Annotated in this window: 14 protein-coding genes, 1 tRNA gene, 2 rRNA genes and 1 pseudogene; 14 read left to right on the top strand and 4 right to left on the bottom strand. The window is 70.4% G+C overall.

The window, feature by feature from the left end:
• From ACFZBT_RS11645 to ACFZBT_RS11630, 4 genes are all read left to right on the top strand, one after another.
• A 23S ribosomal RNA gene (locus ACFZBT_RS11645) occupies positions 1-74 on the top strand; the annotation flags it as partial.
• A gap of 91 nt (positions 75-165) precedes the next feature.
• Positions 166-282 (top strand): 5S ribosomal RNA (gene rrf / locus ACFZBT_RS11640).
• Positions 283-396: 114 nt separating this feature from the next.
• Complete coding sequence (locus ACFZBT_RS11635) at positions 397-1,059, top strand: DegT/DnrJ/EryC1/StrS family aminotransferase (RefSeq protein WP_391101494.1); 663 nt, start codon at positions 397-399, stop codon at positions 1,057-1,059.
• A gap of 72 nt (positions 1,060-1,131) precedes the next feature.
• Positions 1,132-1,207 (top strand) — tRNA-Thr (locus tag ACFZBT_RS11630).
• Between the two features lie 43 nt (positions 1,208-1,250).
• Here the strand turns inward: ACFZBT_RS11630 and ACFZBT_RS11625 are convergent.
• On the bottom strand, positions 1,251-4,004 hold the full coding sequence (locus ACFZBT_RS11625) for a SpoIIE family protein phosphatase (RefSeq protein ID WP_391101465.1): 2,754 nt from the start codon (positions 4,002-4,004) through the stop codon (positions 1,251-1,253).
• 378 nt (positions 4,005-4,382) lie between these two features.
• Between ACFZBT_RS11625 and ACFZBT_RS11620 the strand changes: the two genes are divergently transcribed.
• The 10 genes and pseudogenes from ACFZBT_RS11620 to ACFZBT_RS11575 all read left to right on the top strand — a co-directional run bounded on the left by ACFZBT_RS11620 (position 4,383) and on the right by ACFZBT_RS11575 (position 19,266).
• Entirely contained in the window at positions 4,383-9,878 is a 5,496-nt protein-coding gene (locus ACFZBT_RS11620; protein WP_391101462.1) for a HAMP domain-containing protein, read from the top strand.
• A 307-nt stretch (positions 9,879-10,185) separates the two neighbouring features.
• Positions 10,186-10,866 (top strand): response regulator, encoded by a 681-nt coding sequence (locus ACFZBT_RS11615; protein ID WP_391101460.1) that lies wholly within the window; start codon positions 10,186-10,188, stop codon positions 10,864-10,866.
• A 127-nt stretch (positions 10,867-10,993) separates the two neighbouring features.
• Positions 10,994-13,759, top strand: a complete 2,766-nt coding sequence (locus ACFZBT_RS11610; protein WP_391101458.1) for a DNA translocase FtsK — start codon at positions 10,994-10,996, stop codon at positions 13,757-13,759.
• 260 nt (positions 13,760-14,019) lie between these two features.
• Positions 14,020-14,868: a RodZ domain-containing protein gene (locus ACFZBT_RS11605; protein WP_391101456.1), complete on the top strand. Its 849-nt coding sequence runs from the start codon at positions 14,020-14,022 to the stop codon at positions 14,866-14,868.
• A 93-nt stretch (positions 14,869-14,961) separates the two neighbouring features.
• Entirely contained in the window at positions 14,962-16,440 is a 1,479-nt protein-coding gene (rimO, locus tag ACFZBT_RS11600; RefSeq protein ID WP_391101453.1) for a 30S ribosomal protein S12 methylthiotransferase RimO, read from the top strand.
• Positions 16,437-17,282, top strand: a complete 846-nt coding sequence (gene pgsA / locus ACFZBT_RS11595; protein WP_391101450.1) for a CDP-diacylglycerol--glycerol-3-phosphate 3-phosphatidyltransferase — start codon at positions 16,437-16,439, stop codon at positions 17,280-17,282. Before rimO ends, pgsA begins: the two co-directional genes overlap by 4 nt.
• Positions 17,279-17,608: pseudogene (locus ACFZBT_RS11590) on the top strand (CinA family protein). Before pgsA ends, ACFZBT_RS11590 begins: the two are co-directional and overlap by 4 nt.
• 109 nt (positions 17,609-17,717) lie before the next feature.
• Positions 17,718-18,098: a helix-turn-helix domain-containing protein gene (locus ACFZBT_RS11585; RefSeq protein WP_003993396.1), complete on the top strand. Its 381-nt coding sequence runs from the start codon at positions 17,718-17,720 to the stop codon at positions 18,096-18,098.
• A gap of 222 nt (positions 18,099-18,320) precedes the next feature.
• Entirely contained in the window at positions 18,321-18,791 is a 471-nt protein-coding gene (locus ACFZBT_RS11580) for a ferritin-like domain-containing protein (RefSeq protein ID WP_391101448.1), read from the top strand.
• A 133-nt stretch (positions 18,792-18,924) separates the two neighbouring features.
• A complete protein-coding gene (locus tag ACFZBT_RS11575) occupies positions 18,925-19,266 on the top strand; it encodes a hypothetical protein (RefSeq protein ID WP_391101446.1) in 342 nt (113 codons plus the stop codon).
• On the opposite strand, the gene ACFZBT_RS11570 is transcribed toward ACFZBT_RS11575, so the two are convergent.
• The 3 genes from ACFZBT_RS11570 to ACFZBT_RS11560 are packed head-to-tail and all read right to left on the bottom strand — an operon-like array spanning position 19,217 to position 25,819.
• On the bottom strand, positions 19,217-19,981 hold the full coding sequence (locus tag ACFZBT_RS11570) for an SDR family oxidoreductase (protein ID WP_391101443.1): 765 nt from the start codon (positions 19,979-19,981) through the stop codon (positions 19,217-19,219). The two genes, ACFZBT_RS11575 and ACFZBT_RS11570, sit on opposite strands and share 50 nt — an antisense overlap.
• 32 nt (positions 19,982-20,013) lie before the next feature.
• Complete coding sequence (locus ACFZBT_RS11565; RefSeq protein WP_391101441.1) at positions 20,014-20,844, bottom strand: DNA-formamidopyrimidine glycosylase family protein; 831 nt, start codon at positions 20,842-20,844, stop codon at positions 20,014-20,016.
• Between the two features lie 49 nt (positions 20,845-20,893).
• Positions 20,894-25,819 (bottom strand): ATP-dependent helicase, encoded by a 4,926-nt coding sequence (locus ACFZBT_RS11560; protein ID WP_391101438.1) that lies wholly within the window; start codon positions 25,817-25,819, stop codon positions 20,894-20,896.
• Positions 25,820-25,849: the final 30 nt, after the last annotated feature.

Here is a 25,849-nt window from a genome sequence, read left to right as displayed (position 1 = left end):
GGTTGATAGGCCGGATATGGAAGCACGGTAACGTGTGGAGTTGACCGGTACTAATAGGCCGAGGGCTTGTCCTCAGTTGCTCGCGTCCACTGTGTTGGTTCTGAAACCACGAACAGCCCCATGCCAGGTCACGGTATGGTGCGGCAGTTTACAGTTTCATAGTGTTTCGGTGGTTTTAGCGTTAGGGAAACGCCCGGTTACATTCCGAACCCGGAAGCTAAGCCTTTCAGCGCCGATGGTACTGCAGGGGGGACCCTGTGGGAGAGTAGGACGCCGCCGAACAATCATTGAATGGGTTGGTCCCGTAACTTCGGTTACGGGACCAACCCTTTTTTGTTGCGCGTCACTTGAAGTTCACGTTGCGCGCTCAGCATCCAAAGCATGGGTACTGCTGCAATGCTCAGGGCCGCCGGAGTCGGACTCGGTGACGAGGTCGTCGTGCCGGCCTTCGGGAACGTCGAGGTCGCCGAGGCCGTTGCCATGGCCGGGGCGATGCCGGTGTTCGCCGACATAGATCCCGTCACCTACTGCCTCGACGCCGCCGCTGTGGAAGCGGCGGTAACTCCGCGCACCGCGGCCGTGGTTGTCGTGCACCGCTTTGGACGGCTCGCCGACCTCGCGCGGTTGCACACGCTGGGAGCCCGGCACGGACTGCTCGTGCTGGAGCAGGGAGAGTCCGAGGCGCCGTACGACGAGATAGCCCAGCGCAGGGAGCGTGCCGGCTATCTCGACGCGAAGCTGAGGGGCGTGCGGACACCGGACGACGGTGACGGGCACACCTACCAGCAGTACGTCGTGCGAGTTCCGGGCAACGGGCGACCGGACCGGGACGCGTTCGCGCGGGCCGTGCGGGCCAAGGGAGTTGAATGCCGGGTGCCGGTGAAGACCCCGGTGCATCGGCTGCCCGAATTCCGTCGGTGTGTTTCTCTCCCGGAGACAGAGCGAGCCGCTGACGAGACGCTTGCGCTGCCCGTCGACGCGACGCTGACCAAACGGGACATGCAGCGGATCGTGTCCGCCTGCAACGCCCTTGGAGGGCTGCTGCAGCCCGCCTTCTGACGCGGTTGGGAGCACGGGTCTGTTCGGGGTATGATCTATTCCGTTGCCGCGCGGGAAACCGCAAGGCGACAGGCCCCTATAGCTCAGTCGGTAGAGCGTCTCCATGGTAAGGAGAAGGTCAGCGGTTCGATTCCGCTTGGGGGCTCCAGCAGAAAAGGCCCCACCCTCACGGGTGGGGCCTTTCGCATGTCCTAGTCCTTGTGGAGGCCCGGGACGCGCATGGCCAGGATCGCCATGTCGTCCGACGGGGCGTCCGACGCGAAGCGTTCCACCGCGCGCATGATGCGGGCCGCTACCGCTCCGGCTGTCAGGCCCGTGCAGGTCGTGAGGACGTCCGCGAGTCCGTCGTCGCCCAGCATGCGTGCGCCTTCGCGGCGTTCGGTGACGCCGTCGGTGACGCACAGGAGAACGTCGCCCGGGTCGAGAGTGACCGTCTGCTCGTAGAGCTCCAGGTCCTCGATGACACCGAGAAGCGGCTGAGGTTCGGCTGCCGGTTCGACCGAGCCGTCCTGGCGCAGGCGCAGCGGGAGCGGGTGACCCGCGCAGACGACTTTCAGTTCCGCGCTGCCGTCCTCTTGGGGCCGCATCTCGCCGTAGAGGAGGGTGAGGAAGCGGCTACGGGCGCCCTCGTCGAGGATCGCGGAGTTGAGGCGTTCCAGGACCGCCGGGCCGCTGAGGCCCTCGCGGGCCAGGAGGCGCAGGGCGTGGCGGGCCAGGCCGGTGACCGCCGCCGCGTTCGGGCCCGTACCGCAGACGTCGCCGATGGCGAAGCCGTAGGCGCCGTCGCTGATGGGGAAGACGTCGTAGAAGTCACCGCCGACCTCGTTGCCCTCGCCGGCGGCGCGGTAGATGACCTCGACCTCGACGCCTGCGATGACGGGGAGTTCCGGGGGCAGGAGACTGCGCTGGAGGGACTGGCTGATCGCCGTGCGCTCCGAGTAGAGGCGGGCGTTGTCCAGGGCCAGGGCGGCTCGGCGGGAGAGGTCCTCGGCGAGTTCCAGGATCTCCTGGCGGAAGTGTTCGTCGGTGGGCTTGCCGAGGGTCAGCATGCCGATGACGCGGTTGCGGGCGACCAGAGGGAGGACGACCGTCTCGCCGCCGACGGCGGAGGCAGTGGCGAGGGTCGGGGCGATGCCGGGGGTGACCTGGCGGGTGGGGCCGCCGCTGAGGCCGAGGCTGCGCATGGAACTGCGCAGGGCCGCCTGGTGGGCCACTTCGCCTGGGGCCGTCCAGACGCGGGCGCCGGGGGTGGGGACCGGGTCGGGCGGGGGGACCTTCGACAGCAGGGACTTGATGCCGTCGATGAGTTCCTCGTCCTCGTGCAGGACGTAGGAGAGGTAGGGCTCGGAGGCCTGGTGGGCGATCGTGTAGACGGCACACCAGGTGGCGAGGGTGGGGACCGTCATCTGGGCCATGAGGGCGAGGGTCTGGTCGCGGTCCAGGGTTCCGGCGAGCAGGTCGGATGCCTCGACCAGGAAGTTCAGGGAGCCGCGGCGCAGGCGCTCCAGTTCACCCAGGCGGGCCGATTCGACGGCGAGGGCGATGCGGTCTGCGGCGAACTGGAGGCGCAGGGCTTCCTCGTTGGAGTATCTGCCGGAGGCCTCTGCGGCGACGCCCAGGGAGCCGGTGAGGCGGCCCTCGACCTTCAGTGGGACGGTGACGACCGAGCGCATGCCCGTGCCGTTCAGCAGCGGTACCGCGCCGGGGACCGCCGTCAGGTCGTCGTGGACGGCCGGCATACGGGCGGACCCGTAGCGGCCGGAGCCTGCCTCGACAGGGACGCGGGCGAAGCGCTGTCGGGCGGAGGGCAGGCCCGTGGAGGCGCGAACTTCGAGTTCCGTCTCGTCGTCGGTGGCCAGCAGGAGGAACGCGGAGTCGCCGTCGAGCATGTCACGCGCGCGTTCCACCGTGCGCTGCAGGAGGCCGTCCAGGTCGTCCGGGGCGGGGTATCCGATGAACACCTCGAAGGGGTCGGTGCTCTGGCCCTCGGACGTGGTGGAGGTGTCGGAGGCGGCGACGCGCAGGGGAGTCTGCAGAACTGCCCGTTCGTGGTCCCGTACCAGGAGGCACACGGTTGACGGCTCGCCGCCGGTGTCGCGGACGCGCAGGTGGGAGGCGTAGACCGGGGTGACGCGGCCGGTGGCGGCGCGGATGCCGTAGCTGCCCTCCCAGCGGGAGAGCTGGAGCGCCTCGGCGATGCCGGTGCTCGTGCCCGGGGTGTGCGGCCAGGCCGCGAGGTCGGTGAGGGGCTTGCCGGTGACCTGCTCGGCCGGGTAGCCGAAGAGTTCCTCGGCGTCCTCGCTCCAGGCGGTGATGTGGCCGGTGCGGTCGATCTGGATGACGGCCACGCGGACCCGGCCGTCGGCGAGGGGGAGGAGGTCGGCGGGGAGGGCAGGACCGGCCGCTCGGGTGCCGACCGCGCGTGCGGGCAGGTCGAGTTGGAACCAGACGGTCTTGTGCGTGGGGGTGTACTCGACGCCCCAACGGCCGGCCAGGGCCGCGCAGAGCTGCAGGCCGCGGCCGCCCTCGCGGTCGGGGCTGCCCATGTTGATGGCCATGCCCTGGAGCGGGATCTCGCGCTCGGGATACCGGTCCGCCACCTCGATGCGCACGCCCTCGTCGCTGCGCAGGCACAGCAGGTCGGCGGAGGTGCCGGCGTGGACGACGGCGTTGGTCACCAGTTCGCTCGTGAGAACCACGGCGTCGTCGACGATGTCGGCGAAGCCCCAGCCCTGGAGGGTGTCGCGAACGAAGGAGCGGGCGCTCGCGACCGAGCGCCCGACGGGCTCGAAACTGGCGGCCGCGCGCGCGGTGATCACAGAACTCCTTGACCGGTTCTCGACGTGCTGGGCTGCGTGGCCGACCGGCTCGCGCCGCTGTTGCGGCAGGCTGCCCGTCGGCCGGGGGTCCGGGGGCTGTCCCCCCGGGATCAGTCCGGTGGTCATGTGTGCGGCCGCCCCTCCGATGCCCGCTCGTCTTCGTGCCACCGCCCAGGCCGGACGGACCGGCGCGGCTGGACAGCCGGATGCAAGGTTACTTACCTTCGCGGTCCATTCGGATGCCGGTCTGCAGTGTTTCCGTCCGGAGGGTGTGCGGACGATGTGCGAAGCTGCCGAACTGTTATGGCCTGGTTCGGCCGGGGTGAAACACTGGGCAAGCTTCTTGTGAAGGTCCGGGCAGGCTGAGTGCCCAAGGCGTACGGCGGGCAGCAGCCCTCTGGCAAGAGCCTGATATGCAGGGCAGAGAATACGCAGTAGTAACTGGTACGCCGAGCGCGGTACCCGAGCACAGCAGTGACGGTCGACCCCTGCGGGAGGGACACAGTGGAGTCTGGCGCAGCGACGCGTGGCACGAAGACGCGCGCGAAAGGCGGACAGTCCCCGAGCAACCAGGGCAAACGGCCCCCGGGTAACCAGGGCAAAGCGCGCAATGGCACCACCGAGGTGGATGCGGCGGCCCTGAACCGTCTGATGGCGGCCCTGGTGTCGATGCGGGACGGGAACTTCCGCAAGCGGCTCACGGTGTCCGGGGACGGCGTGATGGCCGAGATCGCGGCGGTCTTCAACGAAGTGGCCGACCGCAATCTGCATCTGACGGGCGAGCTGGCCCGGGTGCGGCGGATGGTGGGCCGTGAGGGCAAGCTGACGGAGCGGTTGGAGACCGGGGCCTGCGAGGGCTCGTGGTCTACGGCGATCGACAACTCGAACGCCCTGGTGGACGACCTGGTGCGGCCGGTTTCCGAGGTCAGCCGGGTGCTGTCCGCGGTGGCCGAGGGTGATCTGTCGCCTCGTATGGAGTTGCGGACGCAGGCCCCGGACGGGAACGGGCATCCGCTGCGCGGTGAGTTCCTGAAGGTCGGGCGGACGGTCAACAACCTGGTCGACCAGCTGTCGACGTTCACCGACGAGGTCACGCGTGTGGCCAGTGAGGTGGGCACCGAGGGCAAGCTGGGCGGGCAGGCACGCGTGCGTGGCATGTCCGGTTCGTGGCGGGACCTCACGGACTCCGTCAACACGATGGCGAACCGGCTGACGGCCCAGGTGCGGGACATCGCGCTGGTGACCACGGCGGTCGCCAAGGGTGATCTGTCCCGGAAGGTCACGGTCCAGGTGGCCGGCGAGATGCTGGAGCTGAAGAACACCGTCAACACGATGGTGGACCAGCTGTCGGCGTTCTCCTCCGAGGTGACCCGGGTGGCCCGTGAGGTGGGTACCGAGGGCGCGCTGGGCGGACAGGCGCAGGTGCCCGGGGTCGCCGGTGTGTGGAAGGAACTCACCGATTCGGTGAACACCATGGCCGGGAACCTCACGGCCCAGGTGCGCGGGATCGCGGAGGTGACGACGGCGGTCGCCAACGGTGACCTGTCGCGGAAGGTGACGGTGCAGGCGCGCGGTGAGGTCGCGCAGCTCGCCGACACGATCAACCAGATGACCGAGACGCTGCGGATCTTCGCCGACGAGGTCACGCGCGTGGCCAACGAGGTCGGGGCCGAGGGGCAGCTCGGCGGACAGGCGAACGTGCCGGGCGCGGCGGGGACCTGGAAGGACCTCACGGACTCCGTCAACACCGTCTTCCGGAACCTGACCACCCAGGTGCGGGACATCGCCGCCGTGACGACTGCGGTGGCCAACGGTGATCTGTCGCAGAAGGTCACCGTCGATGTGGCCGGCGAGATGCTGGAGCTGAAGAACACCGTCAACGGGATGGTGGACCAGCTGTCCGCGTTCGGCGCCGAGGTCACGCGCGTGGCCCGGGAGGTCGGCGTCGAGGGTGAGCTGGGCGGTCAGGCGCAGGTGCCGGGAGCGGCCGGCACGTGGAAGGACCTGACGGACTCCGTCAACACGGCGTTCCGGAACCTCACCGGCCAGGTGCGGAACATCGCGCAGGTGACGACGGCGGTCGCCAACGGTGATCTGTCGCAGAAGGTCACGGTCGACGTCTCCGGCGAGATGCTCAAGCTGAAGAACACCGTGAACACGATGGTGGACCAGCTGTCGTCCTTCGCCGACCAGGTGACCCGGATGGCCCGGGACGTGGGTACGGAGGGCCGCCTGGGTGGTCAGGCCCAGGTGGACGGCGTGTCGGGCACGTGGAAGGAGCTCACCGACTCCGTCAACTCCATGGCCGGCAACCTCACCTCACAGGTGCGCAACATCGCGCAGGTGACGACGGCCGTCGCCCGTGGCGACCTGTCTCAGAAGATCGACGTCGACGCGCGCGGGGAGATCCTCGAGCTGAAGAACACCATCAACACGATGGTCGACCAGCTCTCGGCCTTCGCCGACCAGGTGACCCGGGTCGCGCGCGAGGTGGGTACGGACGGCCGGCTGGGCGGTCAGGCGCAAGTGCCCGGCGTCGCCGGTGTGTGGCGCGACCTGACCGACTCCGTGAACGGCATGGCGTCCAACCTGACCGGCCAGGTGCGCAACATCGCGCAGGTGGCCACGGCGGTGGCCCGGGGTGACCTGTCCCAGAAGATCACCGTGGACGCGCGCGGGGAGATCCTGGAGCTGAAGAACACCCTGAACACGATGGTGGACCAGCTCTCGTCGTTCGCCGAAGAGGTCACGCGTGTGGCCCGTGAGGTGGGTACGGAGGGCATCCTGGGCGGCCAGGCCGAGGTGCAGGGTGTCTCCGGCACCTGGAAGGACCTCACCCAGTCCGTGAACGGCATGGCGAACAACCTGACCATCCAGGTGCGCAACATCGCCGAGGTCACGACGGCGGTCGCCCGCGGCGATCTGTCGAAGAAGATCACCGTCGACGCCAAGGGCGAGATCCTGGAACTGGTCACGACCGTCAACACGATGGTGGACCAGCTCTCCTCCTTCGCCGAGCAGGTGACCCGGGTCGCCCGTGAGGTGGGCACCGAGGGCATCCTGGGCGGCCAGGCGCACGTGCCGGGTGTCACGGGCATCTGGAAGGACCTGAGCGACAACGTCAACCTGATGGCCAAGAACCTCACCACACAGGTGCGGAACATCTCCCAGGTCTCGGCGGCGGTCGCCAACGGTGACCTCACACGGCAGGTCACGATCGAGGCGCGGGGCGAGGTCGCGCAGCTCGCCGACACCATCAACACGATGGTGAAGACGCTGAGTTCGTTCGCCGAGCAGGTCACCAAGGTGGCCCGTGAGGTGGGCACGGACGGCATTCTGGGCGGGCAGGCGCATGTGCCGGGTGTGGCCGGTACGTGGAAGGACCTGACCGAGTCCGTGAACGGCATGGCGTCCAACCTCACCGGCCAAGTGCGCAACATCGCCATGGTGACCACGGCCATCGCCAAGGGTGACCTGACGAAGAAGATCGACATCGACGCGCGCGGCGAGATCCTGGAGCTGAAGACGACCATCAACACGATGGTCGACCAGCTGTCGTCCTTCGCCGAGGAGGTCACCCGGGTGGCCCGCGAGGTGGGTACGGAAGGGCAGCTCGGCGGGCAGGCACGCGTGCGTGACGTCGACGGGACGTGGCGCGACCTCACCGAGTCCGTGAACGAGATGGCCGGGAACCTGACCCGGCAGGTGCGTGCCATCGCGCGCGTGGCGACCGCGGTGACCCGTGGCGATCTGAACCTGAAGATCGACGTGGATGCGTCCGGGGAGATCCAGGAACTCCAGGACTACATCAACAAGATGATCGCCAACCTGCGCGACACCACGATCGCCAACAAGGAGCAGGACTGGCTCAAGGGCAACCTGGCCCGGATCTCCGCGCTGATGCAGGGCCGCCGCGACCTGGAGGACGTGGCCTCGCTGATCATGAGCGAGCTGACGCCGGTGGTGTCCGCGCAGCACGGCGCGTTCTTCCTGGCGATGCCGCTGGTCGACGGCGAGGACAAGAACCCAGCGGGCGACGACCAGTACGAGCTGCGCATGCTCGGCTCGTACGGCTACTCGATGGGCTCCATGCCGACGTCGTTCCAGCCCGGTGAGGCGCTCATCGGGACGGCCGCCACGGAGAAGCGCACGATCCTCGTGGAGAACGCGCCCAGCGGCTATCTGAGGATCTCCTCGGGGCTCGGTGAGGCGCCGCCCGCGCAGGTGATCGTGCTGCCGGTGCTGTTCGAGGGCAAGGTGCTCGGGGTCATCGAGTTGGCCTCCTTCACTCCCTTTACGCAGATCCAGAAGGATTTCCTCAACCAGATCGCCGAGATGATCGCGACGAGTGTCAACACCATCTCGGTCAACACCAAGACCGAGCTGCTGCTGGCGCAGTCGCAGGAGCTGACCGAGCAACTGCGTGAGCGGTCGGCGGAGTTGGAGCAGCGGCAGAAGGCCCTCCAGGCGTCCAACGCCGAACTGGAGGAGAAGGCCGAGCTGCTGGCCCAGCAGAACCGCGACATCGAGGTGAAGAACACCGAGATCGAGGAGGCGCGGCAGGTCCTGGAGGAGCGCGCCGAGCAGCTCGCCGTGTCGATGCGCTACAAGAGCGAGTTCCTGGCGAACATGTCGCACGAGCTGCGTACGCCGCTCAACTCGCTGCTGATCCTGGCCAAGCTGCTCGCCGACAACGCCGAGGGGAACCTCTCCCCGAAGCAGGTCGAGTTCGCCGAGACCATCCACGGGGCCGGTTCCGACCTGCTCCAGCTCATCAACGACATCCTCGACCTGTCGAAGGTCGAGGCGGGCAAGATGGACGTCTCCCCGACGCGTATCGCGCTCGTCCAGCTCGTGGACTACGTGGAGGCCACGTTCCGCCCGCTGACCGCGGAGAAGGGCCTGGACCTGTCCGTACGGGTGTCGCCGGAGCTGCCCGCCACGCTGCACACCGACGAGCAGCGGCTGCTGCAGGTGCTGCGCAACCTGCTGTCGAACGCGGTGAAGTTCACCGACTCGGGGTCGGTGGAGCTGGTCATCAGGCCGGCGCGGGACGACGTTCCGCAGCGGATCCGGGAGCAGCTGCTGGAGACCGGGTCGCTGACCGACGCGGACGCGGAGCTGATCGCGTTCTCCGTGACGGACACCGGGATCGGTATCGCCTCCAGCAAGATGCGGGTGATCTTCGAGGCGTTCAAGCAGGCCGACGGCACGACCAGCCGCAAGTACGGCGGTACGGGCCTGGGGCTGTCCATCTCGCGGGAGATCGCCCAGCTGCTCGGCGGTGAGATCTACGCCCAGAGCGAGACGGGCCGCGGCTCGACGTTCACGCTGTACCTGCCGCTGCACCCCAGCGAACTGCCGCCGCAGGGCTACCAGCAGCAACTGCCCGCCCTGGAGGCCGGTGACCTGGTGACGTCGTCGCCCGACCAGTCGGAGCTGTCCGAGGTGGAGGTCGACACTCCCGCGGAGGTGAAGTCGTACCGCGACACGCAGAACGGACCGGCGGCCCTGTTCCGGCGGCGCCGCAGGATGCCCGAGCTGGAGGCGCGCCCCGCGCCGCCTGAGCAGTGGACGCCCTCCGAGCGGGAACTCGCGCCGAAGACGCACCGCGGCATCCGGTTCGGCGGCCAGAAGGTCCTCATCGTCGACGACGACATCCGCAACGTCTTCGCCCTGACCAGCGTCCTGGAGCAGCACGGCCTGTCCGTGCTGTACGCCGAGAACGGCCGCGAGGGCATCGAGGTGCTGGAGCAGCACGACGATGTGGCGGTCGTCCTGATGGACATCATGATGCCCGAGATGGACGGATACGCGACGACCACGGCGATCCGCAGGATGCCGCAGTTCTCCGGACTGCCGATCATCGCGCTGACAGCGAAGGCGATGAAGGGCGACCGGGAGAAGGCGATCGAGTCGGGTGCCTCCGACTACGTCACGAAGCCGGTCGACCCGGATCACCTGCTCGCGGTGATGGATCAGTGGATGCGAGGAGAATGAGGGGAACGTCGGGTCGTCGCGCAACCGTGCGGGGAAGGTTCGGTGTTCACACGGAGTTGCCGACTCGATGTACGCATAGTCGTGTAGAAGTACAAGATCTGGGGAACCTTCTGGTCTCCTGCTGCGTTTCCGCTACGTGCACAGTGACATCACGGTGACAGGGTGTGGCGACAGGCAGGGTGCGGCTACGATGACCGGCACAAGGACGGGCGACGTAAGGGAGTCGTCCCCTGGGGCGGCACCGACCGGTGCGTCCCCAGGTCCTGCGGACAGGGGAGGCCCCACGCCGGGGCGAGGAGGGCGGGCCATGGTGCAGAAGGCCAAGATCCTCCTGGTCGATGACCGGCCGGAGAATCTGCTGGCGCTGGAGGCGATCCTCTCTGCGCTCGATCAGACGCTGGTGCGGGCATCGTCCGGGGAGGAAGCACTCAAAGCGCTGCTCACGGACGACTTCGCGGTCATTCTGCTGGACGTCCAGATGCCGGGCATGGACGGCTTCGAGACAGCGGCGCACATCAAGCGACGTGAGCGGACTCGGGACATCCCGATCATCTTCCTCACGGCGATCAACCACGGCCCGCACCACACCTTCCGGGGTTACGCGGCGGGCGCGGTCGACTACATCTCCAAGCCGTTCGACCCCTGGGTGCTGCGCGCGAAGGTCTCCGTCTTCGTCGAGCTGTACATGAAGAACTGCCAGCTGCGTGAGCAGGCGTCGCTGCTGCGGCTCCAGTTGGAGGGCGGCGACAATAGCGCGGGCGGTGAGGCCAAGGAGTCGGCCGGGCTGCTCGCGGAGCTTTCGGCGCGGCTCGCGGCCGTCGAGGAGCAGGCCGAGGCACTGACCAAGCAGCTGAACGACGAGTCGACGGACGCTGCCGCGGTCGCCACGGCGGCTCATCTGGAGCGCAAGCTCACGGGGTTGCGGCGGGCGCTGGACGCGCTGGAGCCGGGCACCGGGAGCACGCCGTCGGTCTCCTCACAGAACTGACGCGCGGGCGGGCCTGGTTGCCTGCCCATGAACGCGCGTCAGTTTCGCGCCTCTCCCGGAGCGACACGAACGGGTGAAGCCGTAGGCACACGTGTCCCTTGTCGTCTCCACCGGTAACCTCACACCCATGGCCTCACGTTCCTCCGCAGCCAAGAAGCCGCCCGCGAAGAAGGCGGCCGCTTCAGCGAAGGCTCCGGCGAAGAAGGCCGCTGCCAAAAAGGCTCCCGCGAAGAAGGCGCCCGCCAAGAAGGCCGCGGCGAAGAAGCCCGCGCCCAAACCGGCACCCAGCCCGACCGGAGGCATTTACCGGCTCGTGCGTGCCGTGTGGCTCGGCGTCGCGCACGCCGTCGGCGCCGTGTTCCGCGGCATAGGGCAGGGCGCCAGGAATCTCGACCCGGCACACCGCAAGGACGGTGTCGCACTGCTGCTGCTCGGCATCGCACTGATCGTCGCCGCGGGCACCTGGGCCGATCTGAAGGGCCCCGTGGGCGATCTGGTCGAGATCCTGGTGACCGGCGCCTTCGGCCGGCTCGACCTGCTCGTGCCGATACTGCTGGCCGTCGTCGCGGTGCGGTTCATCCGTCACCCGGAGAAGCCCGAGGCCAACGGACGCATCGTCATCGGCCTGTCCGCGCTCGTCATCGGCGTGCTCGGCCAGGTCCACATCGCCTGCGGCTCGCCCGCGCGCGGCGCCGGCATGCAGGCCATAAGGGACGCCGGCGGGCTCATCGGCTGGGCCATGGCGACGCCGCTGTCGTACGCCATGGGCCATGTGCTCGCCGTGCCGCTGCTCGTACTGCTGACGGTCTTCGGGCTGCTGGTCGTCACGGCCACGCCCGTCAACGCCATTCCGCAGCGGCTGCGGCTGCTCGGGGTGCGGCTCGGGATCGTCCGCGATCCGGCCGAGGACGAGTTCGACGAGTTCGGCGAGGACGACGAGCGCTACGAGGAGCAGTGGCGGGAGGCGCTGCCCGCCCGGCCGCGCGGCAGGCGCACGCCGGCGCCCGCGGGGTACGACCCCGACAGCGCCGAGCAGGAGGCCCTCTCCCGGCGCCGCGGCCGTCCCCGGCGGTCCGCCGTGCCGCAGCCGGACATGAACCGGTCCATGGACGCCGTGGACGTGGCCGCCGCGGCCGCCGCGGCGCTCGACGGTGCAGTCATGCACGGGATGCCGCCCTCGCCGATCGTCGCCGACCTCACCCAGGGCGTGACGGTGGGGGACCGTGAGGCGACCACGCCGACGCCCGTCCCGGCCGCACGTCCCCAGCGGGACAAGGCCAAGCCCAAGCAGGACATGCTCAAGCAGGACGAGCCCGAGCGGGAGAAGCCGAAGGCGGGCGTCCGGGACCTCACCAAGGCCCCGCCCGCCGAGCCCCGCGACCTGCCCGCGCGTGCGGAGCAGTTGCAGCTCTCCGGCGACATCACGTACTCCCTGCCGTCGCTCGACCTGCTGGAGCGCGGCGGCCCGGGCAAGGCCCGCAGCGCCGCCAACGACGCCATCGTCGAGTCGCTGACCACCGTCTTCACCGAGTTCAAGGTGGACGCCAGCGTCACCGGCTTCACCCGCGGACCGACGGTCACGCGCTACGAGGTCGAGCTCGGCCCCGCCGTGAAGGTCGAGCGGATCACCGCGCTGACCAAGAACATCGCCTACGCCGTCGCCTCCCCGGACGTGCGGATCATCAGCCCGATCCCCGGCAAGTCCGCGGTGGGTATCGAGATCCCGAACACCGACCGGGAGATGGTCAACCTCGGTGACGTCCTCCGTCTGGCGGAGTCCGCGGAGGACGACGACCCGATGCTGGTCGCCTTCGGCAAGGACGTCGAGGGCGGCTTCGTCATGCACTCGCTGGCGAAGATGCCGCACATGCTGGTCGCCGGCGCCACCGGCTCCGGCAAGTCGTCCTGCATCAACTGCCTGATCACCTCGATCATGATGCGGGCGACCCCCGAGGACGTCCGGATGATCCTCGTCGACCCCAAGCGGGTCGAGCTGACCGCCTACGAGGGCATCCCGCACCTGATCACGCCGATCATCACCAACCCCAAACGGGCCGCCGAGGCGCTCCAGTGGGTCGTACGCGAGATGGACCTGCGCTACGACGACCTGGCGGCCTACGGATACCGGCACATCGACGACTTCAACCGGGCCGTGCGCGAGGGCAAGGTGCAGCCGCCCGAGGGCAGCGAGCGGGAGCTCCAGGCGTACCCCTATCTGCTGGTCATCGTGGACGAGCTCGCCGACCTGATGATGGTCGCGCCGCGGGACGTCGAGGACGCGATCGTGCGCATCACCCAGCTCGCGCGCGCGGCCGGCATCCACCTGGTGCTCGCCACGCAGCGACCGTCGGTCGACGTCGTCACCGGTCTGATCAAGGCGAACGTGCCGTCGCGGCTCGCCTTCGCCACCTCCTCGCTGGCGGACTCGCGCGTCATCCTCGACCAGGCGGGTGCCGAGAAGCTCATCGGCAAGGGCGACGGGCTGTTCCTGCCGATGGGGGCCAGCAAGCCGACCCGTATGCAGGGCGCCTTCGTGACCGAGGAGGAGATCGCGGGCGTCGTGCGGCACTGCAAGGACCAGATGGCGCCCGTCTTCCGGGACGACGTCACCGTGGGCACCAAGCAGAAGAAGGAGATCGACGAGGACATCGGCGACGACCTCGACCTGCTGTGCCAGGCGGCCGAACTGGTCGTCTCCACGCAGTTCGGGTCGACGTCCATGCTCCAGCGCAAACTGCGCGTCGGCTTCGCCAAGGCCGGGCGGCTGATGGACCTGATGGAGTCCCGGAACATCGTCGGGCCGAGCGAGGGTTCCAAGGCACGTGACGTTCTTGTGAAGCCTGATGAGCTGGATGGCGTGCTCGCGCTGATCCGGGGGGAGTCTGAAGGGTAGGGAAGCGGCGGTCGCCGCACGGGGTGTACGGCCACCGGGCCGGGTGTCCGGATCGTGACTCACCCGTTAGGGGTTATTGAGCAACCGTTTCCCACCGGCGTACGTCAAGTTGAGGGAGGCGAAAAGCACCCACCCCACCATCGGAATGTCGGGCCATTCCGATGGCGTACAAAGTGACTCCGCCCGGTTGCCTCACCCTTTCCTACCCCCCCTAGACTGAACTTCCAGCACAGGCGGCTACACGCTCGAAAGGCGCCCCCGTGTCCATCGGCAACTCCCCTGAAGACGAGCGTCCGTTCGAAGACGAGCGCGTCGAAGACGACCACGAGGAAGCCCGCCCCTCCATCGGCCGTGTCCTGCAGCAGGCGCGTATCGCCGCCGGACTGACCGTCGACGACATCAGTAGCGCCACCCGGGTCCGCATGAACATCGTGCACGCCATCGAGGCCGACGACTTCACCGCCTGCGGCGGGGACGTCTACGCCCGCGGGCACATCAGGACCCTGGCCAAGGCCGTCCATCTCGACCCCGCGCCGCTGCTCGCCCAGTACGGCGACACGCACGGCGGCCGTCCCGCGCCGACCCCGGCGGCTCCCCTGTTCGAGGCGGAACGCATCCGTCCGGAGCGGCGGGGACCCAACTGGACCGCGGCCATGGTCGCCGCGATCGTCGTCGTGATCGGTTTCGTCGGGTTCACCATGTTCCAGGGCGGCGACGACAGCGCCGGCGAGGCCAATGTGGCCGAGGGCTCCACGCCCGGCGCCTCCGTCTCCCCGACCACCAAGTCCAAGAAGCCCGCCGAACCCAAGCCCGAACCCTCCGACAGCGCCATCGCGGCCGCGCCCCAGGACAAGGTGACGGTCCGGGTGGCCGCCGCCGACGGCCGCAGCTGGATCGCCGCCAAGGACCACAACGGCCGGATGATCTTCGACGGTGTCCTCAAGCAGGGCGATTCCAAGACCTTCCAGGACAGCTCGAAGGTGCACCTCGTCCTCGGGGACGCCGGCGCGATCGACCTCTTCGTCAACGGCAAGAAGATCGAGGACGACTTCAAGCCGGGGTCCGTGGAACGTCTCACGTACACGAAGGGCGACCCCGAGGCCGGGTGACCGCGCCCAAGGGGTGTCCGACGTACGGGGTTGGCCGGGATCGGCCAACCCCGTCGACGTGGGGTGTCAGTGGGACGAAGTACTCTTGAGCCCATGCCTGAACGCCGTACCGTCGCACTGGTCACCCTTGGCTGCGCCCGTAACGAGGTGGACTCGGAGGAGCTCGCAGGCCGTCTGGAGGCCGACGGCTGGCACCTCGTGGAGGACGCCGAGGACGCGGACGTCGCCGTCGTGAACACCTGCGGCTTCGTCGAGGCCGCCAAGAAGGACTCCGTCGACGCCCTCCTGGAAGCCAACGACCTCAAGGGGCACGGCAGAACCCAGGCCGTGGTGGCGGTGGGCTGCATGGCCGAGCGGTACGGCAAGGAACTCGCCGAGGCCCTCCCCGAGGCCGACGGTGTGCTCGGTTTCGACGACTACACGGACATCTCGGACCGGCTCCAGACCATCCTCAACGGCGGCATCCACGCCTCGCACACCCCGCGCGACCGGCGCAAGCTGCTGCCGATCAGCCCGGCGCAGCGACAGGAGTCCGCAGCCGATGTCGCGCTGCCCGGACACGCCCCCGCCGACCTTCCGGAAGGCCTCGCTCCGGCCTCGGGTCCCCGCGCGCCTCTGCGCCGCCGCCTGGACGGCGCCCCGGTCGCCTCCGTGAAGCTCGCCTCCGGCTGCGACCGGCGCTGCTCCTTCTGCGCCATCCCGTCCTTCCGCGGCTCCTTCATCTCCCGCCGCCCGAGCGACGTGCTGAACGAGACGCGCTGGCTGGCCGAGCAGGGCGTGAAGGAGATCATGCTGGTCTCCGAGAACAACACCTCCTACGGCAAGGACCTGGGCGACATCCGCCTGCTGGAGTCGCTGCTGCCCGAGCTCGCCGAGGTCGACGGCATCGAGCGGGTCCGGGTGAGCTACCTCCAGCCCGCGGAGATGCGGCCCGGCCTGATCGACGTCCTGACGTCGACCCCGAAGGTCGCGCCCTACTTCGACCTCTCCTTCCAGCACTCCGCACCCGGCGTGCTGCGCGCGATGCGCCGCTTCGGCGACACCGACCGCTTCCTGGAACTGCTCGACACCATCCGGACCAAGGCGCCCGAGGCCGGCGTGCGCTCCAACTTCATCGTCGGCTTCCCCGGCGAGAGCGAGGCCGACCTCGCCGAGCTGGAGCGGTTCCTGAACGGCGCGCGGCTGGACGCCATCGGGGTCTTCGGCTACTCCGACGAGGAGGGCACCGAGGCGGCGACCTACGAGAACAAGCTCGACGAGGACGTGGTCGCCGAGCGGCTGGCACGGGTCTCGCGGCTGGCCGAGGAACTCGTATCGCAGCGTGCGGAGGAGCGCGTCGGCCAGACGCTGCACGTGCTCGTCGAGTCCGTCGACGAGGAGGGCGTGTACGGCCGTGCCGAGCACCAGGCGCCCGAGACGGACGGCCAGGTGCTGCTCACGAGCGGCGCGGGGCTCCGCACCGGTCGTATGGTCGAGGCGAAGGTGGTCGGTACGGAGGGTGTCGACCTGGTGGCCGAGCCCCTGCAGGGTTCGTTCGCGTCGCCTGCGTGGAGTGAGGAGGCGGGCAGATGACCGGTGTCCCGGCAGCCGCGGCGGGAGGCGCCTCCGGCGCGAGGAGGCCCGCGGCCGGTGCGGCCCCGGGAGTGCCCGGGTCGGCGGTCGGCCGTACGGCCGCGAGGTCGGCCGAGGGCGGGACGTCCGGTACGGGGCACGGTGCGAGTGGCAGTGGGGCTGTCGTCGGTGCGGGCTCGGACGGGGCCGGCGTCGAGGCCCCGGGTGAGGACAAGGGCGCGCGGGGCGGGAAACTGACGGCGGCGGCCGTCAACCAGGCCAGTGTCTGGAACATCGCCAACCTGCTGACCATGCTCCGGCTGGTCCTCGTGCCGGCCTTCGTGGCCCTGATGCTCGCGGACGGAGGGTACGACCCGGCGTGGCGCGCCCTCGCCTGGGCGGCCTTCGCCATCGCCATGATCACGGACATCTTCGACGGTCATCTGGCGCGCACGTACAACCTGGTCACCGACTTCGGGAAGATCGCCGACCCCATCGCCGACAAGGCGATCATGGGGGCGGCGCTGATCTGTCTGTCCGCGCTCGGGGATCTGCCGTGGTGGGTGACCGGTGTCATCCTCGGGCGGGAACTCGGGATCACCCTCCTGCGTTTTATCGTCATCCGGTACGGCGTCATCCCGGCCAGCCGCGGCGGCAAGCTCAAGACCCTCACCCAGGGCGTGGCCGTGGGCATGTATGTGCTGGCGCTGACGGGGTGGCTGGCCACCCTGAGGTGGTGGGTGATGGCCGCTGCGGTCGTGCTGACCGTGGTGACCGGGCTCGACTATGTGAAACAGGCCATTGTGCTGCGCAGGCGGGGAATCGCCGAGCGCAAGGCCGCGTTGGAGGAGAAGGAAGCGTGAGTTCCACGGCCACTGACGTGGTGCGACTACTCACGGTGAAGAGCGGGACGCTCGTCGTCGCGGAGTCGTTCGACTGGCGGCCTCGTCGCGGCGGCAGAGGTCACATCGGCCCCCAGAGCTTCACAGGCCCCGTGGACGCGCTCTGCGAAGGCGATTCCGGTTCTGCCCGCGGCGGAAAAGTGGAGGCTCTGCGGTTGAACGGCGACCGCGAGGAAATTCGTAGAGAGAGTGTACGGAGCGTACTCGCAGTGCTCCCGAAGGGGCTTGCGGGCGAACAGACTGGGAATGAGCGGGCACAGGATACGGAACGGAACGGGGGGTTTTGATGTTTGCAGCCCTGAGTGAACACGACATCGCTCCCCGCACGGCCGCGGCGCAAGGCGGTACGGTGGGGCGTAATGGATGCGGCTACGCGGTCCGAGGAGGGAGCCACCGATGATTCTGCTCCGTCGCCTGCTGGGTGACGTGCTGCGTCGGCAGCGCCAGCGCCAGGGCCGTACTCTGCGCGAAGTCTCCTCGTCCGCCCGAGTCTCACTCGGCTATCTCTCCGAGGTGGAGCGGGGGCAGAAGGAGGCGTCCTCCGAGCTGCTCTCCGCCATCTGCGACGCGCTGGACGTACGGATGTCCGAGCTCATGCGGGAAGTGAGCGACGAGCTCGCCCTCGCTGAGCTGGCCCAGTCTGCTGCGGCCACCCCCAGCGAGCCTGTACCCACGCCGGTTCGCCCGATGCTGGGTTCCGTTTCGGTGACCGGTGTGCCCCCGGAGCGGGTGACCATCAAGGCGCCCGCCGAGGCGGTGGACGTCGTCGCCGCGTGAGCGATTTCGCGCACGCGGTATGAAGCGAACGGCGCCGATCGGGCGCTGAGAAGTGCTGAGGCCCCGGCCGGGCCTCTCCGGGAGATCCGGAGGGGTGCCCGCCCGGGGTTTTTGCTTGTGCGGCGACAGCCGGCGTCTTACGCCCGTTTCGTGTGCGTTTGCCGGTGTGGCGTATGGCGGTCATCGTTGAGGGGATGGCGGGGGCAGTCCACGGAGGTGCGGATGTACGTCGTGAAGAGCCCGTTGTCCGACGCGAGCCTGAAGACCGTGTCGGAGGCGCTGCAAGGTGCGCTGGTCGACTTGGTGGATCTCGCGCTCGTGGCGAAGCAGATCCACTGGAACGTGGTGGGACCGCGCTTCCGTTCCGTCCATCTCCAGCTCGACGAGGTCGTCGACACCGCGCGGAGGTACTCCGACACCGTGGCGGAGCGCTCCGCGGCGCTCGGTATCTCGCCCGACGGGCGTGCCGCGACGGTGGCCGTCGGCAGCGGAATCGGCGTGACCCCCGAAGGGTGGGTCGATGACACGACCGCCGTGGGGACGCTCGTGGAGGCGCTGGGCGCGGTGATCGCGCGGATGCGGGAGCGGGTCGAGGCGACCGGCGAGCCGGATCCGGTGAGTCAGGACATCTTCATCGGGATCACGGCGGACCTGGAGAAGCATCACTGGATGTTCCAGGCCGAGAACGGGTGACGGAACCGGGTGACGAGCAAGCCGGGCGCGATGCCGCCCGGCTTCGGGTGGTGTGCGGTGCGCCGGTGTGCCGTTGGTGCGCCCTGCCGGTAGGTCCGGGCGGCCGAATAGCGTCGGGCTGGAGGTGGCGGCCATGGCGGGGATAGGGCGCTGGGGGGTCTGGGACTGGGGGGTCCGGGGGGCCGTGCTCGGACTGGGGGCGCTGTGGTGGTGGGCCGTGCTCCGGCTGGTGGTCGTGCCCGGGGCTGGAGTGCTGGAGGCGGCGGTCGCGGCCGGCGGGTGGGGGCTGAGCGTGTTGCCGGTGCACTGTGTGCCGAAGGGGCGGGCGGGCGGGGTGGTGGTCGGTTCGGGGCGGTGGTGGAGGGACTGGGGGGTGCGGGGTGGTCGCGGGGCAGGCGCGGAGGGATACGGGACAGGCGCGGGGGCTACCACGGCATCGCCACGCCCCCGTTCGGGCGGAGGATCTGGCCTGTAGTGAACGCCGAGGCGTCGGATGCCAGGTGCAGGACCGCGTGCGCGATGTCCTCGGGCTCACCCACCCTGCCCAGGGGTGACATGCGGGCCATGGCGGACTCCGTGTGCGACTGGGCCTTGCTGTCGTGGCGGTCGGTCATCGGTGTGCGGATCCAGCCGGGGGCCACCGCGTTGACGCGGATGCCGTGCCGGCCGACCTCCGTCGCGAGGGTCTTCGTCAGCTGGACCACCGCCGCCTTCGCCGCGCCGTAGCAGAGCAGCCCGGGGCCGCCGGTGTCGACGGCGCCCGAGGCCATGGTGACGATGCTGCCCCGGGTGCCGGTGGCGATCATCAGACGGGCCGCCTCCTGGCAGGCGTACAGCACGCCCTTGAAGTTCACGTCGAGTACCCGGTCGAGGTCCTCGTCCCGGGTCTCCAGCACGGGGCTGCTGTGCATGACGCCGGCGATCGCGGCCAGGGCGTCCAGGCGTTCGCAGGAGGTGATGGCCTGCCGCAACTGGGAGCGGTCGGTGACGTCGAGGGGGTGTGGGTGGGCGGTGCCGCCGGTGTCCTTGATCAGGGTCGCCGTCTCGTGCAGGCCCTCGGTGTCGCGGTCCGCGCAGTGCACGGTCGCGCCCGCCTCGGCGAGGAGGAGGGCCGAGGCGCGGCCGATACCGCTCGCGGCCCCGGTGACGAACGCGCTGCGGCCGGTGAGGTCGTACGCAGTGAGGGGCATGCAGGGACCGTACGAGCGAATCTGACGGGGCGTCAATTGCCTGGGGCGGGCCGGATGCGTCTTGCGGGGGCCGGGGCAGGGCCCGGCTGGCAGGTGGGGCACCAGTAGGTGGGGCGTTCGCGGGAGCCGTCGCCCTGGTCGGCGACGCGGACGGAGGTACCGCAGCGCAGGCAGGGGCGGGGGGCCCGGCCGTAGACGAAGAGGTCCTGGCCGCGGCGGCCCGTCGTCCTGCGGACCGGGCGGTCGCGGTTGGTCTCCAGCAGCTTCCTGGCGAGCTCGGGCAGCTTCGCCGCGCGTTCGGCGGGGAGGTCGCCCACGGGGAGCCAGGGGGTGACGCCGAGCAGGAAGCACAGCTCGCTCTTGTAGACATTGCCGATGCCGGCGAGGTTGCGCTGGTCGAGCAGGGCCTCGCCGAGGAGGCGGGCGGGGTCCTGGAGGACAAGGGCGAGGGCCCGGTCGGGGTCCCAGTCCGGGCCGAGGAGGTCTGGGCCGAGGTGGCCCACCGCGCGGTGCTCGTCGGTGGTGCGCAGGAGTTCCAGGACGGGGAGGCGGTAGCCGACGGCCGTGCTGTCGGCGTTCGCGAGGATCGCGCGGATCTGGTGGCCGGGGCCGCCGGTCCAGCGTCGGCCGTTCGCGTAGATCTTCCAGGAGCCGTCCATCCGCAGATGGGAGTGCAGGGTCAGGCCGCCCTCCACGCGGGTGAGGAGGTGCTTGCCGCGCGGGGTGACGTCGAGGACCGCACGTCCTGTGAGGTCGGCCGTGGCGAACCTGGGCACGCGCAGGTCGCTGCGGGTCAGCACTTTGCCCGCGAGGGCGCCGTGCAGCCGCTTCGCGGTCTGCCAGACCGTGTCGCCTTCGGGCATGGGTCAAGGGTGGCACGGGTGTGCGCGGGTGCGCCGGGGGTGGTGGACGTCAGGCGCGGAGGCGGAGGCCGCGGGGTGTGGCGATGAAGCCCGCTCCTTCCAGGAGGGTGCCGATGGGGGAGGTCAGGGCTTGCGTGCCGTTGACCCGCTCCACGGTGACCGTGCCGAGGGAGCCCGCGCGGGCGGCTGCGGCGAGTGCCTCCGCCGCGGTGCGCAGACGGGGGTCGTCGGAGGGGGCGCCGTCCGGGTCGGCGGCCCAGGCCAGCAGGGTCTTGCCGCCGCGCTCCATGTAGAGCGTCAGTTCGCCCTCGACGAGCACCACCAGGGAGCCCGCCTTGCGGCCCGGCTTGTGCCCGGCGCCGGTCGGGGGCTCGGGCCAGGCCAGGGCGGCGCCGTACGCGTTCGCGGGATCAGCGGCGGCGAGGACGACGGCCCGGGACGCGGCGTCCGGGCGGGCACGGCGGCCCGGGAAGCCGGCGTCGTACGCCGCGCGTCCGCCGTTCTGCCAGGGCGGGGCGGCCTGCGGGGGGTAGTCGCGAGGCGAGACGTAGTCGTCCGGGGACGGCTGGAGTGCCGGGGCGTCATAGGTGGGGCCGAAGTCAGGGAAGCCGTCGGGGCCCGGGTCGTCGGTGTGGTCGTGGGAGCGGGGCGCGTCGTCCGGCTCGGCGAAGTCATGGGACGGGAACGGATCGAGGTCGGGGCCCGGAGGAGGCCCGGGCAGGTCTTCGCCGCGGTCGCGGGCGTTGGACACCGCGCGCAGACGGTCCACGGCGCCGTCCATCGCGAACTGAGCCGCGCCGAGCCCCTCCACCACATAGCCGCGGCGGGCCTGACCGCTCTCCTCGAAGACGGACAGGACGCGGTACGTCGCCGAGAACCCGCCCTCGACGCCCTCCGCCGACACGGCGCCCCTGGTCACCACGCCGTGCCGGTCGAGGAGGGTGCGGGCGAGTGCGTGGGCGCGCACTGTGGGGTCCGGCTCGGGCGACGGGAGCAGGGACCAGCGGCCGGCGACGGTCGGCGGACCGGAGCGGGACGCCGCGGGGCGGGCCGCGGCCGTCAGGGAGCCGTAGCGGCCGCGCGGGACGGTCCGCTTGGCGCGGTGGGCCGTGGAGCCTGCGGTACGGCCCGAGCCGAGCAGGGAGCGCATGGGGGTGAGCGTGTCGTTCGTCAGGCGGCCGGACCAGGCCAGGTCCCAGAGCACGTCGGCCAGCTGGGGGTCGGTGGCGTCGGGGTGGGTGGTGGCGCGGACCTGGTCGGCGATCTGGCGGAAGAACAGGCCGTAGCCGCCGGAGAGGGTGTCCAGGACGGACTGGTGGAGGGCGGTCAGCTCCAAGGGGTGCGGGGGCGGCAGGAGCAGGGGGGCCGCGTCCGCCAGGTAGAGGGAGACCCAGCCGTCCTTGCCGGGGAGTGAACCGGCCCCGGCCCACACGACCTCGCCCGCGGCGGTGAGCTCGTCCAGCATCCCTGGGGTGTAGTTCACGACCCGGGAGGGCAGGACGAGCTTCTCCAGGGCGGAGGCCGGTACCGACGCGCCCTGCACCTGCTCGATGGCGCGCACCAGCCCGTCGATGCCGCGCAGGGAGTGCCCCTTGCCGATGTGCTGCCACTGGGGGAGGAACTGGGCGAGCGCGGCGGGCGCCACCGGCTCCAGCTCGTGCCGCAGGGCGGCCAGGGAGCGGCGGCGGAGCCGGCGCAGCACGGCCGCGTCGCACCACTCCTGGCCGATCCCGGCCGGGTGGAACTCGCCCTGGACGATCCGGCCCGCCGCGCTGAGCCGATGGAGGGCGCCCTCGGTGACGGCCACGCCCAGGCCGAAGCGGGCCGCCGCCGTGGCCGAGGTGAACGGGCCGTGGGTGCGGGCGTAGCGCGCCAGGAGATCGCCGAGCGGGTCCTTGACGGGCTCCGTGAACGCTTCCGGGACACCGACCGGCAGGGCCGTGCCCAGGGCGTCGCGCAGGCGGCCCGCGTCCTCGATCGCCGCCCAGTGGTCCCCGCCCGCGATCCGGACCCGGATGGCACGGCGGGCACCGGCCAGCTCCTGAGCCCACTGGGGTTCGGCACCCCGCTCGGCCAGTTCCGCGTCCGTGAGCGGGCCGAGGAGGCGGAGGAGGTCCGCGACGCCTTCGGCGTCCTTGACGCGGCGGTCCTCGGTGAGCCACCGCAGCTCGCGCTCCAGCTCGGTCAGCACCTCCGCGTCGAGCAGCTCGCGCAGCTCCGCCTGGCCCAGCAGCTCGGCCAGCAGCCGGGAGTCCAGCGACAGGGCGGCGGCGCGGCGCTCGGCGAGCGGCGAGTCGCCCTCGTACAGGAACTGGGCGACGTAGCCGAAGAGGAGGGAACGCGCGAAGGGAGACGGTTCGGCGGTGGTGACCTCGACGAGGCGCACCTTGCGGGACTCCAGGTCACCCATCAGCTCGACGAGCCCGGGAACGTCGAAGACGTCCTGGAGGCACTCGCGGACCGCCTCCAGGACGATCGGGAACGAACCGAACTCGCTCGCCACCTGCAGCAGCTGGGAGGCGCGCTGCCGCTGCTGCCACAGGGGCGTGCGCTTGCCCGGGTTGCGGCGCGGCAGGAGCAGCGCGCGGGCGGCGCACTCGCGGAAGCGGGACGCGAACAGGGCCGAGCTGCCCACCTGGTCGGTGACGACCTGGTCGACCTCGCCCTTGTCGAACACGACGTCGGCGGCGCCCACGGGGGCCTGATCGGCGTCGTACTCCCGGCCCATCCTGACCGGTTCCTGGTCCAGCAGGTCCAGGCTCATCAGGTCCGCGTCCGGCAGGCGCAGCACGATGCCGTCGTCGGCATGCATGACCTGCGCGTCCATGCCGTAGCGCTCGGAGAGCTTGGCGCCGAGCGCGAGCGCCCAAGGGGCGTGCACCTGGGCGCCGAAGGGGGAGTGCACCACCACCCGCCAGTCGCCGAGTTCGTCGCGGAAGCGCTCCACGACGATTGTCCGGTCGTCCGGGACATGGCCGCAGGCCTCGCGCTGCTCCGCCAGATACGACAGCACGTTGTCCGCCGCCCAGGCGTCCAGGCCCGCGGCGAGCAGGCGGAGGCGGGCGTCGTCCTCGGACAGCGAGCCCACCTCGCGCAGGAACGCGCCCAGTGCCCGGCCCAGTTCGAGCGGGCGGCCCAGTTGGTCGCCCTTCCAGAAGGGCAGCCGGCCCGGCACGCCCGGGGCGGGGGAGACAAGGACACGGTCGCGGGTGATGTCCTCGATGCGCCAGGAACTCGTGCCGAGCGTGAACACGTCGCCGACGCGGGACTCGTAGACCATCTCCTCGTCGAGCTCGCCGACCCGGCCGCCGCCCTTCTTGGGGTCGGCGCCCGCGAGGAAGACACCGAAGAGGCCGCGGTCGGGGATCGTGCCGCCGGAGGTGACGGCGAGGCGCTGTGCGCCTGGGCGGCCGCTGATCTCACCCGTGACGCGGTCCCAGACCACGCGCGGGCGCAGCTCGGCGAAGGCGTCGGAAGGGTAGCGGCCGGCGAGCATGTCCAGCACGGCCGTGAAGGCCGACTCGGGCAGTGAGGCGAAGGGGGCCGCCCGGCGGACGGCCGCCAGCAGGTCGTCGAACTGCCAGGTGTCCAGAGCCGTCATGGCGACGACCTGCTGGGCCAGGACGTCCAGGGGGTTGGCGGGGACCCTGAGGGACTCGATGGCGCCGGTGCGCATGCGCTCGGTGACCACCGCCGCCTGGACCAGGTCGCCTCGGTACTTGGGGAAGACGACACCGGTGGAGACCGCGCCCACCTGGTGGCCTGCGCGGCCCACGCGCTGGAGGCCGGAGGCGACCGAGGGTGGCGATTCGACCTGGACGACCAGGTCCACCGCGCCCATGTCGATGCCCAGCTCCAGGCTGGAGGTGGCGACCACCGCGGGCAGTCGGCCCGCCTTGAGGTCCTCCTCGACCAGGGCGCGCTGCTCCTTGGAGACCGAGCCGTGGTGGGCACGGGCGATGACCTGGGGGGCGCCCTGGGCGGCTCCCGAACCGCCCATCAGCTCCGCGGGGGAGTGGTGCTCGTCCAGAGGCTCCCCGGTGGCCCGCTCGTACGCGATCTCGTTCAGACGGTTGCACAGGCGCTCCGCGAGGCGGCGGGAGTTCGCGAAGACGATCGTGGAGCGGTGGGACTGGACGAGGTCGGCGATCCGCTCCTCGACATGCGGCCAGATCGACGGGCGCTCGGCGCCCTCCGAGCCGTCCGCCACCGGGGAACCGCCCAGCTCGCCCAGATCCTCGACCGGGACGACCACGGACAGGTCGAACTCCTTGCCCGACTCCGGCTGGACGATCTCCACCTTGCGCTGGGGCGACAGGAAGCGGGCCACCTCGTCGACCGGGCGGACCGTCGCGGAGAGGCCGATGCGGCGGGCCGGCTTCGGCAGGAGGTCGTCCAGCCGCTCCAGGGAGAGGGCCAGGTGGGCGCCCCGCTTGGTGCCGGCGACCGCGTGCACCTCGTCGAGGATCACCGTCTCGATGCCGGTCAGCGCGTCGCGCGTGGCGGAGGTCAGCATCAGGAACAGCGACTCGGGGGTCGTGATCAGAATGTCCGGCGGGCGGGTGGCCAGGGAGCGGCGCTCGGCGGCCGGGGTGTCGCCCGAGCGGATGCCCACCTTGACCTCGGGCTCGGGCAGGCCCATCCGCACGGATTCCTGGCGGATGCCGGTCAGAGGGCTGCGGAGGTTGCGCTCGACGTCCACGGCCAGGGCCTTCAGGGGCGAGACATAGAGGACCCGGCAGCGCTTCTTGGGATCGGCGGGGTGAGGGGTCGAGGCGAGCTGGTCCAGGGCGGCCAGGAAGGCGGCCAGGGTCTTGCCGGAACCGGTGGGGGCGACGACCAGCACGTCCGAGCCCTCGTGGATGGCCTGCCACGCGCCGGCCTGGGCGGTGGTGGGCGCGGGGAAGGCACCCGTGAACCAGGCGCGGGTCGCGGGTGAGAAGCCGTCCAGGGCTCGGTGCGCATTGCTGGGCATGCGTCCATCGTGCACCTCGGCACTGACAAC

Source organism: Streptomyces sp. NPDC008137 (assembly GCF_042957035.1).
Classification (GTDB): Bacteria; Actinomycetota; Actinomycetes; order Streptomycetales; family Streptomycetaceae; genus Streptomyces.
This window is presented reverse-complemented; position numbering and strand designations above follow the sequence as displayed.

Coding starts and splice junctions, on each gene's coding strand:
- ACFZBT_RS11580 (WP_391101448.1), top strand. CDS start 18,321: ATGTACGTCGTGAAGAGCCCGTTGTCCGACGCGAGCCTGAAGACCGTG.
- ACFZBT_RS11570 (WP_391101443.1), bottom strand. CDS start 19,981: ATGCCCCTCACTGCGTACGACCTCACCGGCCGCAGCGCGTTCGTCACC.
- rimO (WP_391101453.1), top strand. CDS start 14,962: ATGCCTGAACGCCGTACCGTCGCACTGGTCACCCTTGGCTGCGCCCGT.
- ACFZBT_RS11625 (WP_391101465.1), bottom strand. CDS start 4,004: ATGACCACCGGACTGATCCCGGGGGGACAGCCCCCGGACCCCCGGCCG.
- pgsA (WP_391101450.1), top strand. CDS start 16,437: ATGACCGGTGTCCCGGCAGCCGCGGCGGGAGGCGCCTCCGGCGCGAGG.
- ACFZBT_RS11635 (WP_391101494.1), top strand. CDS start 397: ATGCTCAGGGCCGCCGGAGTCGGACTCGGTGACGAGGTCGTCGTGCCG.
- ACFZBT_RS11560 (WP_391101438.1), bottom strand. CDS start 25,819: ATGCCCAGCAATGCGCACCGAGCCCTGGACGGCTTCTCACCCGCGACC.
- ACFZBT_RS11565 (WP_391101441.1), bottom strand. CDS start 20,844: ATGCCCGAAGGCGACACGGTCTGGCAGACCGCGAAGCGGCTGCACGGC.
- ACFZBT_RS11615 (WP_391101460.1), top strand. CDS start 10,186: ATGGTGCAGAAGGCCAAGATCCTCCTGGTCGATGACCGGCCGGAGAAT.
- ACFZBT_RS11585 (WP_003993396.1), top strand. CDS start 17,718: ATGATTCTGCTCCGTCGCCTGCTGGGTGACGTGCTGCGTCGGCAGCGC.
- ACFZBT_RS11610 (WP_391101458.1), top strand. CDS start 10,994: ATGGCCTCACGTTCCTCCGCAGCCAAGAAGCCGCCCGCGAAGAAGGCG.
- ACFZBT_RS11575 (WP_391101446.1), top strand. CDS start 18,925: ATGGCGGGGATAGGGCGCTGGGGGGTCTGGGACTGGGGGGTCCGGGGG.